Annotated in this window: 3 protein-coding genes and 1 pseudogene; all 4 read right to left on the reverse strand. The window is 63.9% G+C overall.

Annotated features, from left to right (window positions below):
• Nucleotides 1-251, reverse strand: a pseudogene (locus VGH54_RS02380) (cyclase family protein); the annotation flags it as partial.
• Nucleotides 239-1,069, reverse strand: a complete 831-nt coding sequence (locus VGH54_RS02385; protein ID WP_331510332.1) for a coniferyl-alcohol dehydrogenase — start codon at nucleotides 1,067-1,069, stop codon at nucleotides 239-241. The pseudogene VGH54_RS02380 and the gene VGH54_RS02385, both read right to left, overlap by 13 nt.
• A gap of 3 nt (nucleotides 1,070-1,072) precedes the next feature.
• Complete coding sequence (locus tag VGH54_RS02390; RefSeq protein WP_331510333.1) at nucleotides 1,073-2,374, reverse strand: LLM class flavin-dependent oxidoreductase; 1,302 nt, start codon at nucleotides 2,372-2,374, stop codon at nucleotides 1,073-1,075.
• The coding region (locus VGH54_RS02395) for an FAD-binding protein (protein WP_331510334.1) at nucleotides 2,371-2,898 on the reverse strand (528 nt) is incomplete at its 5' end. The genes VGH54_RS02390 and VGH54_RS02395, both read right to left, overlap by 4 nt.

A 2,898-nucleotide genomic window follows, 5' to 3' on the forward strand; every position in this document is an offset into this window, starting at 1 on the left:
GAGTGCGCGTCGCCGCCGTCCACCGTCATCACGTGAATCGGGTTGTGCCGGAACTTGAATGATCCCTGTGGACCCGACGATCCGAAGTCCACTCCCAACGGAAAGACTTTCCCGTGCTTGACCAGAGCGGCCGCTTCGGTGATCTTGTCCGCGGTGATGAAGTTCAGCGTCCCGAGTTCATCGGAGTCTCCCCAGCGTCCCCAGTTGGACACCTCGCCGGCGACGCGGCGGAAGTCGGTCAGGCTGGCCACAGTGCTCGCCCTTCTTCGAGTTCACGTGCGGTCGCGGCGCCGAGATTGCCGCCGTCGACCCACAGTATTTGGCCCGAAATATAGCTGGCCGCTTGGCTATTCAGGAACACCAGAACCGCAGCCTGCTCCTCGGGATCGGAGACCCGGCCCAGCGGTTTGGCGATGTCATCGAGGAAGCCCTGACCGTACGCGCCCCGTAGCTGGTCGAGAATCGGCGTCTCGGTGACACCGGGCCCGGTGCAGTTGATCCGAATACCCCGACCGCCGAGTGCTGTGGTCTTGCTCATGGTGTACAGGATGATCGCTTCCTTGGACAACCGGTAGCCCCCGTCGGCCAACGCGTCGGGATGACGGTGACACCACTCGATGCCCTCGGCCATCGTCGCGGTGTTCAGCAGCCCGCCGACAACCTGGTGATGCTCCCGATACTCCTTAGCCGCAAGCGAAGACACGCTCACGATGGACGATCCGGCCGGCATCCTCTCCAACAGCGCCTCGGTGGCGTGCCGCAGGCCGAGGAAGTTGATTGTGAGCACCAGCAACGGATCGCCGATCCCAGACGAGACGCCGGCGATGTTGAACAGCGCATCGACCTGTCCACCAATCGAACTCACGGCGGTATCGATCGATGTCGGGTCGGTCAGGTCGACGGTGTAAAACTCCGCGATGTCGTCGCTCGGCGCCTGTTTGTCCAACCCGACGACATGGGCACCCAGCTCGGTGAGCTGGCGCACGACATGCGCGCCGATGCCCGACGCACACCCGGTGACCACCACACGGCGACCGTCATAGCTCAACAGCTCGTCGATCTGTCCCAACGACTACTTCTTCTGGTCTTTGAGACGCTGGGCTGCCTGCACGCGACCCTCGTTGATCTCCGCCATCGCCTCGGGAATCTCACTCGCGGTGAACTTTCCGCCCCGGCCGGTGGGCAGGCCACCGAACGAGTAGTTCTCGTCGAACTTTGGCGCGGTCGGCCTGGGCCGCCGCGACTCGACCTTCTCGATCACCGGTGCTAACCGCTTGGCCTTCTCGGCCACCGCCTTCGCGTCACGCTCGATGAATTCCGGCAGCACCTCTTTGCCCATCAGCTCAATGGACTCCATGGTGCCTTCGTGGCTGCGCGGGTTGAGCAGCAAGATGATCTCGTCGACGCCGCTCTCCTCGTAACCCCGCAGGAACTCGCGGACGGTGGCCGGCGAGCCGATCGCGCCGCGCCCCGGTCCGTAGGCCAGCGTCGGATCCTTCTCGCATTCTTCGAGATAGCGCTTCCAGACGCCGGTACGTCCCGGTGTGTGAACGCCGGTCATGTAATAGTGCATGATCCCGAACGAGAAGAACCCGCCACCCATCCCGAGTCGCCGCACGGCCTGCTCGTCAGTCTTGGCCACCATCATCGACAGGTCGCCACCGATCGCGAGAATGTTCGGGTTGATCGCGGGGGTGATCGGCACGCCGCTCTCCTCGAGCTCCTTGTAGTAGCCGTTCACCCGTTCGGTCAGCGGACCGGGGCCGGTGTAGGCGAAACTCAATGCGCCGATGCATTTTTGGGCAGCCATCTGGACCGAGGCCGGCCGGGTGCAGGCGACCCACACCGGCGGGTGTGGCTTCTGCAGCGGCTTCGGGACGACGTTGCGGGCCGGCATCTCGATGTGTTCGCCCTTGAATCCGGTGAAGGGCTCTTCGATCATGCAGCGGATCGAGACCTCCAGCGCTTCCTCCCACTGCGCCCGCTTGTCGGCGGGGTCGATGTTGAAGCCGCCGAGTTCTCCGATCGAGGACGATTCGCCGGTGCCGAACTCCACTCGGCCATCCGAGATCAGGTCCAGGGTGGCGATCCGCTCGGCGACCCGGGCGGGGTGGTTGACCGCAGGCGGCAGGTGCATGATGCCGAATCCCAGCCGGATGTTCTTGGTCCGCTGACTGGCCGCGGCCAGGAACATCTCCGGCGCGGTGGAGTGGCAGTACTCCTCCAGGAAGTGGTGTTCGGTCAGCCAGACGGTGGAGAAGCCGGCCTTATCGGCCGCCTCGACCTCGTCGAGACATTCTTTGAGCAGTACGTGCTCGTCGTCGTCCGACCACGGGCGCGGTAGCGCGAATTCGTAGAACAGTGAGATTTTCACCTGGTACCTCCCGGAACAATTGATTGAGTTGAGCTTTCGCTGACAAGGTGTTTGGCCGCGATGTAGCCGAAGGTCATGGCAGGACCGATGGTGGCGCCGGCCCCGGCGTAGCTGCGGCCCATGACCGCTGCCGTGGTGTTGCCCACCGCGTACAGGCCGCGCACGACGGTGTCATCGGCGCGCAGCACTCGTGCATATTCATCGGTGCGCAGACCACCCGAAGTGCCCAGATCGCCGAGAACCATCCGGAACGCGTAGTAGGGCGGCTTGCCCAGCGGATGCAAGTTCGGGTTGGGCAGAGTGGGGTCTCCGTAGTAATTGTCGTAAACGCTGTCACCTCGGTTGAAGTCGTCATCGTGACCGTTGTGCGCCAACTCGTTGAAACGCGTTGCCGTGCGATGCAGTTGCGCACCCGGAACGCCGATCTTGGCCGCGAGCTCATGCCAAGTATTCGCCGCCTTGACCACGCCGGACTGCAGCCAGGCTTTCGGGATTTGGCGCCCGGTGGGCACCGGGGCGAAGGG

This window comes from Mycobacterium sp. (assembly GCF_036488105.1).
GTDB lineage: Bacteria > Actinomycetota > Actinomycetes > Mycobacteriales > Mycobacteriaceae > Mycobacterium.